Source organism: Kitasatospora sp. NPDC041988, assembly GCF_055588525.1.
The window spans coordinates 63,649-70,943 of the sequence record NZ_JBVJCO010000050.1 but is presented as its reverse complement, the minus strand read 5'-3'; the positions used below and the strand labels follow the sequence as shown (position 1 = coordinate 70,943).

The 7,295-nt window shown below is 72.3% G+C and carries 6 protein-coding genes; 4 read left to right on the top strand and 2 right to left on the bottom strand.

Features of this window, described 5'->3' with window-relative positions; translation table 11 throughout:
- The first annotated feature begins 260 nt into the window (after positions 1 to 260).
- From ACZ6NC_RS34730 to ACZ6NC_RS34720, 3 genes are all read left to right on the top strand, one after another.
- Positions 261 to 1,493: a benzoate/H(+) symporter BenE family transporter gene (locus tag ACZ6NC_RS34730; protein ID WP_465737859.1), complete on the top strand. Its 1,233-nt coding sequence runs from the start codon at positions 261 to 263 to the stop codon at positions 1,491 to 1,493.
- Positions 1,494 to 1,736: 243 nt separating this feature from the next.
- Positions 1,737 to 2,969 carry a M64 family metallopeptidase gene (locus ACZ6NC_RS34725; RefSeq protein ID WP_465737858.1) on the top strand — a complete coding sequence of 411 codons (1,233 nt, stop codon included), beginning with the start codon at positions 1,737 to 1,739 and terminating at the stop codon, positions 2,967 to 2,969.
- Positions 2,970 to 3,063: 94 nt separating this feature from the next.
- Entirely contained in the window at positions 3,064 to 4,407 is a 1,344-nt protein-coding gene (locus ACZ6NC_RS34720; protein ID WP_465737857.1) for an MFS transporter, read from the top strand.
- A 63-nt stretch (positions 4,408 to 4,470) separates the two neighbouring features.
- On the opposite strand, the gene ACZ6NC_RS34715 is transcribed toward ACZ6NC_RS34720, so the two are convergent.
- Both ACZ6NC_RS34715 and ACZ6NC_RS34710 read right to left on the bottom strand, forming a co-directional pair.
- Complete coding sequence (locus ACZ6NC_RS34715; protein WP_465737856.1) at positions 4,471 to 5,283, bottom strand: BRO-N domain-containing protein; 813 nt, start codon at positions 5,281 to 5,283, stop codon at positions 4,471 to 4,473.
- A gap of 154 nt (positions 5,284 to 5,437) precedes the next feature.
- Positions 5,438 to 6,259: a maleylpyruvate isomerase family mycothiol-dependent enzyme gene (locus tag ACZ6NC_RS34710; protein ID WP_465737855.1), complete on the bottom strand. Its 822-nt coding sequence runs from the start codon at positions 6,257 to 6,259 to the stop codon at positions 5,438 to 5,440.
- A 173-nt stretch (positions 6,260 to 6,432) separates the two neighbouring features.
- Here ACZ6NC_RS34710 and ACZ6NC_RS34705 point away from each other — a divergent pair, with 173 nt between their 5' ends.
- Positions 6,433 to 7,230 carry a carbon-nitrogen family hydrolase gene (locus ACZ6NC_RS34705; RefSeq protein WP_465737854.1) on the top strand — a complete coding sequence of 266 codons (798 nt, stop codon included), beginning with the start codon at positions 6,433 to 6,435 and terminating at the stop codon, positions 7,228 to 7,230.
- Positions 7,231 to 7,295: the final 65 nt, after the last annotated feature.

The following is a 7,295-nucleotide window of genomic DNA, read 5'->3' as shown; positions in this document are numbered from 1 at the left end:
AGCGGACGTTCTTCGCGAACGAGGGCATAACGGACTTGCGCATGATGTGACTCCCCAGGGTCATGACCGAACGGTGTGGTGAAGACGGCCGGCTGTCCGCTGCTGTCGAGCGGTAGCGCCCCCCGGCCTTGCCGGTCTCGCTCTCCGTGCCTTCATCCGTATAGACGTGCATCCCCGCGGGGGGTTGCAGGTGGTTTCAAAAGTTTTTCCGGAGATCTTCGACCGGCCTGCCGCGGCGGTGTCTCCGCGATACTTCCGGGATGACAGAGGAGCTGAGAACCCGTTCGGCCGACCGTCGTACCGACCCGGAGGAGCGCCGTTCGCTGCGCCGCGACGTCTCCGTCCCGGCGCTGCTGGCCGGGCTGGTCTGCATCGTGGTGTCGTTCTCGGGGCCGCTGGTGGTGGTGCTCGCGGCGGCCGCCGCCGGGCGGCTGGACCAGGCGCAGACCGCGTCCTGGATCTGGGCGGTGGCCGTCGGCAGCGGACTGACCTGCCTGCTGCTCAGCTGGTGGACCAGGATGCCGGTGATCACCGCCTGGTCCACCCCGGGTGCCGCGCTGCTGGTGACCAGCCTCGGTGCGTACCCCTACCGGGAGGCGGTCGGCGCCTTCCTGGTGAGCGGGGTGGTGGTGGCTCTGTTCGGGGTGACCGGGCTGTTCGGCCGGCTGATCGCGGCGATCCCGGCCGGGATCGTCAACGCGATGCTGGCGGGCATCCTGTTCTCCTTCGGCGCGGGGATCTTCGGTGCGGTGAAGGGCGCGCCCGCCCTGGTGCTGGGCAGCTTCGCGGCGTTCCTGCTGGCCAAGCGGCTGGCGCCGCGGTACGCAGTCCCGGCCGCGCTGCTGGCCGGCGGGGTGCTGGCGGCGGTCACCGTCGGGCTGCCGCTGCACTTCGGCGCGGGCGGACCGACCCGGCCGGTGCTGACCGTGCCGGCCTTCTCGGGCTCGGCCATGGTGGGCCTGGCGCTGCCGCTCACCATCGTCGCGCTGGCCTCGCAGAACGCCCCCGGCCTCGGGGTGATGCGGGCCTTCGGCTACCGGCCGGACGACCGGCTGCTGATCGGGGCCACCGGCGGGCTCTCCGTCCTGCTGGCGCCGTTCGGCTCGCCGGGCGTCAACCTCGCGGCGATCACCGCGGCCATCTGCGCCGGTCCGGAGAGCCACCCGGACCCGCGCCGTCGTTATGTCGCCGGGATGTCCGCGGGCGTGCTCTACCTGCTGGTGGGCAGCTTCGGCGGGGTCCTGGTGAGCCTGTTCACCGGGCTGCCGAAGGAGCTGATCGCGGTGATCGCCGGGGTCGCGCTGCTGGCCTCGTTGCAGGGCAGCCTGGCCGCGGCGGTCGCCGAGGAGCGCGGCCGGGACGCGGCGGTGGTGACCTTCCTGGCCACCGCCTCCGGGATGAGCCTGTTCGGCATCGGCTCGGCGTTCTGGGGTCTGCTGTTCGGCCTGGCCACCCATCTGCTGCTGGACGTGCGGCGGGGCGGGGCCGGCTGAGCCCGGGGTACGGAGGGCCGAGGCCTCCGGGGCAGGGCCACAGAGGTCGCGGTCGGTGAGGTCACGGTCAGTGAGGATCATCCACCTGGTCGGACTCATAGGTATGACCGGGGTGATCCGGGTCGTTCGGCCAGGTCGGTGACTTTTTCGCCGGACGGGAGGGGGGACACGCCGGGCCGGGTACGTCTTCGCGTCCACCACCCGGGCGACGCCGGGTGACCGGATCCCCGAGGACGCACCCGTATGCCGCCTGGCAACCCTGGCCGTCTCGTCCGGAGTCTGGCCGCGCTCGTGCTGGTGTCCACCGCCGTACTGCCGGCCGCCCTGGAGCTGGCCGGCCCCTCGCCGTTCGGCGTGATCGGGCCCGGTGCCCCCGCCGACCGGGCGGTACCGCCGCACACCGTGCAGCGGGCCGACCTGCGCGCGGCCGGCACCGCCCCGACCGTCGACATAAGGCGGACCGGGGACCCGGCCAACCGGATCACCCTCGTCCTGCTCGGCGACGGCTACACCGCCGACGAGCAGGACGCTTTCCGGCAGCAGGCCGACCGGGCCTGGCGGGCGCTGATGGAGATCGAGCCGTTCCGCAGCTACCAGGGCTTCTTCAACATAAGGCGGGTCGAGGTGGTCTCCGCGGTCTCCGGCATCGCCGAGACCGAGAGTCGCGGCCGCAACCCCGGCACCCCGCTCGGCATGCACTTCTGGTGCGAGGGCACCGCCCGGCTGCTCTGCGCCGACGAGAGCGCCACCGCCCGCTACGCCGGGGACGGCGACGGCCCGCAGTACCTGATCGCGCTGGCCAACTCCAGCGAGTACGGCGGCGCCGGCGGTACCGGGGTGACCACCCTGGCCGGCGGCAGCTCGGACGCGGGGCGGATCATCCAGCACGAGATAGGGCACACCGTGGGCGACCTCGGCGACGAGTACGACAGCGCGCCGGACGACGCCGACTACCCCAACCTCTCCACCGACAACGCCGACGACATGCGCCGCAAGCAGACCAAGTGGTGGCGCTGGCTGGGCGCGGAGTCCCCGGACGGCGCCGGGACCGTCGGGGCGTACCGGAGCGCCAACGGGATCTACCGGCCCACCCCGGATTCGGTGATGCGCACGCTCGGCGGCGCGTACAACCTGCCCTCGCGGGAGGCGATCATCGAGGAGATCTACCGCCGGATCCGGCCGACGGACGCGCCGGAGCCCGCTCCCGGGGAGGTCACCGGCCGCCCCCGACTGGAGGTCCGCCCGCTGCCGCTGGCCGGTGCCCGGCAGCTCCAGGTCGAGTGGAAGGTGGACGGCGTCCCGGTGGAGCCGCAGGCGGCGGACCGCAGCTGGTTCGACACCGCCAAGCTGGACCTGGCCCCCGGGCGGAGCAGCACCGTCACGGCCACCGTGCGGGACAGCACCGACTGGGTCCGGGACGAGGCCTTCCGCGACCGGTACATGACCAGGTCGGTCTCCTGGACGGTGACCGGCTGAGGTGGTTCGTGCCCGACCCCCGGGGCGGGCGGAGGCGGGTATCGGCTGACCCCGTACTGGCGTCGAATGATGGGATGACTAATCTGGGGTCACTATGACCGTGGACCCTGCCTCCGCCGCCCGTCCGATCACAGTCCCTGGTCCCCGAGTCGACGCCGGTCCGTCCCCGGCCGCGACCCCGCACGCCCCGCCGGGCGGCCGTGCCGCGTGGCTGGCCTGGTCCATCGGCGTCAGCGTCTACATCCTCGCCGTCATCCACCGCACCAGTCTCGGCGTGGCCGGGCTGGACGCAGCCGAGCGCTTCACCATCGGGGCCTCCGCGCTCTCCACCTTCTCCATCCTCCAGGTGCTGGTCTACGCGGCCATGCAGATACCCGTCGGCCTGCTGGTCGACCGGTTCGGCCCGCGCCGGGTGCTGCTCCTCGGTGTCCTGCTGCTCAGCCTGGGGCAACTGGCCTTCGCCTTCTCCGCGTCCTTCGCCCCGGCGCTCGCGTCCCGGGCAGTGCTGGGCTGCGGCGACGCGATGACCTTCATCAGCGTGCTGCGGATCGCCGCCCGCTGGTTCCCGGCCGCGAAGAACCCGCTGGTCGCCCAGCTGACCGGGCTCGCCGGCATGGGCGGCAACCTGGTCACCACGGTCGTCCTCGCCCAGGCCCTGCACCGCGAGGGCTGGACGGCCACCTTCACCGCCATCGCAGTGCTCGGCGTCGCCGTCTTCGCCCTGGTCGCGCTGTTCCTCCAGGAGGCCCCGGCCGGTCCGCCGGCGTCCGCCACCGCCGCCCGGGCCCCCCGGCCGGCCGTCGGTCAGCAGATCCGCCACTCCTGGCGCGAGCCCGGCACCCGGCTCGGGCTCTGGGTGCACTTCACCACCCAGTTCCCCGGCAACGCCTTCGGCCTGCTCTGGGGTCTGCCCTATCTGGTCGAGGCGCAGGGCATGTCCCGGGCCGAGGCCGGCGGGCTGCTCACCCTGCTGGTCTTCAGCAACATGGCCTTCGGCCTGCTCTTCGGCCGACTGCTCAGCCGCGCCGCCCGGGCGCGGATGCCGATCGTGCTCACCGTCATCGCCGCCACCTCCGCCGGCTGGGCCCTCACCCTCGCCTGGCCCGGCGGCCACCCGCCGCTCTGGCTGCTGATCGGGATCATCCTGGTGATGGGCAGCAACGGCCCGGCCTCCCTGGTCGGCCTCGACTACGCCCGCTCCCACAACCCCGTCGAACGCCTCGGTACCGCCTCCGGCATCGCCAACATGGGCGGCTTCATCGGCACGATGATCACCCTCCTCGGCATCGGCGTCCTGCTCGACGCCCTGACCCCCGGCAACGGCAGCGGGTACTCGGCGGAGGCGTACCGCTGGGCGTTCTGCTGGCTGTACGTGCCGATGGCGCTGGGGACGGTGATGATCCTCCGGCTCCGCCGCAAGGTGGCGGCGGCTGCGTAGGGTTTCCGACCTGCGGAAACGCCGTGTGCCTGAGTTTTGGTCAGGCACACGGCATCACTGTGTTCAGCGCCCGTACTCGCGCATCAGGTCGGAGATCTGCCGCGCCGTCCCGTGGATCCGGGCGCCGTGCAGCTCCACGAGCAGCTGCCCGTCACCGAGCCGGGTCGGTGCCGGTGCCGCGGCCATCAGGCGGACCAGGTCGACCAGCTTGAGCTTCGGGCAGCCCGGGATCGCCTTGCCACCCCGGATGCCGACCCGCTCCACCATCGGGCAGGAGAAGTAGCCGCCGAAGGGCGGACCACTGTCCTCCTCCCGGCGCGGCACGGTGAAGACCATCTCCCCGTGCCGGCAGTGCACCGTCCCGTCGGAGTGCACGTGCACGCCAGGCCCGCCGTCGTGGTCGAGCTCGGCGACGATCTGCACCTGCTGGCCGATCGCCTCCGCCAGGGTCTCCGCCATCCGCCGTTGCTGGGTGGGGACATCGGTGTCCCCGCGGCGGACGGAGGGGAGGAGTTCTTCGGTGACCCATGTTCGGAACGGCCTTGCAGAGCTCTTCTCCGACCTCATGAGGAGGCCGTACAAACCTGCCTCGCTGACCACTCCGAGCAGTGGGTTCCCTCGTCGGTAGGGTTTCTGACCTGCGCAAACGTCGTAACCATCGCTTTGGGCGATGGTTACCGACCGCAGGTCGACCGTGCGGCGCTGCTGGGATTCCAGCCCCTTGACCGCATCGGCCGGATTGCGTCGGCCGATGACCCGGCACACGTCGGCCGTGACGAACCACGGCTCCCCGTCGATCATCACGACCCTGATCGACTGCCCCGTGACCGGGAAGCTCGACCGCACCAGGACCATCTGTGTCTGTTCGTCGTCCATCAGGACGCCCCTCCTTCTTCCGGGTGATGGCTGGACTGCCCGGAACAACGAGGTCGAACGGGTGAGGTGCTGGTACCAAGTTGACGTACGGGAGCACGAAGCGGGCCACCCGGCGCGCAGCGGTGCGTGTACGCCGGGTGGGTGACCGCAGCCGCTACAGCGTGACGGAGAAGTTGGCCAGGACGCGGGAGGCCAGCTCCTGGTCGCCCTCGACGGTGACCGGGCCGGGGCGGCCTCGGCCGCACGCGAGCCGGACGTAGGTCTCCCAGTCCATGGTGAGCTGGACGTCGGGGGCCAGGCTGACCGACTCGTCGACCGTGCCGAGGCCGCCGGCGTCGACCCGGACGGTGCGCAGGAACTCCACCGGGCCGGTGACGTCGACCACCAGTGCCGTCCCGGCCGGGGCACCGGCCTGGTGGGCCACGGCCTTGGGCAGCAGCTCCAGCAGGACGTCCCGGGAGATCAGGGCGCCCGGGGAGTCCAGGTTGCCGGGCTCGCCGAGGGCCCGCCGGAGGTCCTGCTCGTGCACCCAGACGTCGAAGGCCCGGCGGCGCAGCAGCTCGTGGTACGGCAGGTCGCGGCTGTGCGGCCCGGCCGGCCAGCGGACCGGCTCGGTCGGGGTCTGCTTGGCGTTCCGCAGCGCGCGCGAGCGGCGGATGATCGTGTACTCCAGCTCGCCGGTCAGCTCGACGGAGGTGTGGCAGCGGCGCTTGTCGACCGGCAGCTCGATGTAGCGGGCGAACTCGCTGGTGACGTGCCGCAGGTCGCGGGGGAGCGAGTGGATCGGGCGCGGGTCGCCGAGCAGCTCGGACTCGATGGCGATGACGTGCGAGACGAGGTCACGTACCGACCAGCCGGGGCACTCGGTTGCCCGGTTCCAGGAGTCCTCCGGAAGAGGGGTCACCAGTTCCGATATCGATTCGATGGACTGCGTCCACGCCTCGGTGTAAGCCTGCACGGTCTGGTTGTCCGTCACGGGAATCTCCGGCCCTCCGTCAGCTGCCTTGCCATGCACGCCCTGGCTCCGCGGTCGGCCGGGTTCGTCCGGCTTCCGGGCGCACACGCTAACCGCACGTTACGCTGCCGGGTGAGAGCAGGGCAGTGCTTTCGGGTGACGATCGTAGGACTCTTGCCGTGGACGGTGGTACTGTGCGCGCTTCATTGATCCAACTCGTGGTCTCCGACACCGAGCCGCCCGCCGAGCGGCGGGCCCGGGCGGCCGCCCTGGTCCGGGCCCAGCAGGGCGCCGACCTGGTCGTCCTACCGGAGCTGTGGCCGCTGGGCGGTTTCGCGTACGACCTCTGGTCGGACGGCGCCGAGGCGCTGGACGGGCCGACCTCCGACGCGATGGCGGCCGCCGCCAAGGCCGCCGGCGTCTGGCTGCACGCCGGGTCGATCGTCGAACGCGACCCGGACGGGCCGATCTACAACACGTCGTTGCTCTTCGCCCCCGACGGCGAGCTGGTGCACACCTACCGCAAGGTGCACCGCTTCGGCTTCGACAGCGGCGAGGCGGTGGTGATGGGCGCGGGGCAGGAGATCGTGACCGCCGCCACCGACTTCGGCACGCTGGGCCTGGCCACCTGCTACGACCTGCGGTTCCCGGAGCTGTTCCGGGCCCTGCTGGACGCGGGCGCGCAACTGCTGGTGATTCCGGCGGCCTGGCCGGAGCGGCGCCGCGAGCACTGGACGCTGCTCAGCCGGGCCCGCGCGGTCGAGGAGCAGGCCTTCGTCCTGGCCTGCAACACGGCGGGGACGCACGGCGGGGTCGAGCAGGCCGGGCACAGCATCGTGGTGGACCCGTGGGGCCGGGTGCTGGCCGAGGCGGGCCAAGGCGAGGAGGTGCTGACGGTGGACTTCGACCCGGCCGAGGTGGCCAAGGCCCGCGCCGACTTCCCGGTCCACCGGGACCGGCTGCTGGGCATTCCGGCCCCCGTCCAGCGCTGAGACCCCGTCCGGCGCCGGGCCCCGGGCGGGCCGACGGCTTCCGCCGGGGCCCGTGGCGCCGCACC

What these genes read in the sequence shown, in the direction of transcription:
- ACZ6NC_RS34730 (WP_465737859.1), top strand. Translation starts at nt 261, where the DNA reads ATGACAGAGGAGCTGAGAACCCGTTCGGCCGACCGTCGTACCGACCCG.
- ACZ6NC_RS34725 (WP_465737858.1), top strand. Translation starts at nt 1,737, where the DNA reads ATGCCGCCTGGCAACCCTGGCCGTCTCGTCCGGAGTCTGGCCGCGCTC.
- ACZ6NC_RS34720 (WP_465737857.1), top strand. Translation starts at nt 3,064, where the DNA reads ATGACCGTGGACCCTGCCTCCGCCGCCCGTCCGATCACAGTCCCTGGT.
- ACZ6NC_RS34715 (WP_465737856.1), bottom strand. Translation starts at nt 5,283, where the DNA reads ATGGACGACGAACAGACACAGATGGTCCTGGTGCGGTCGAGCTTCCCG.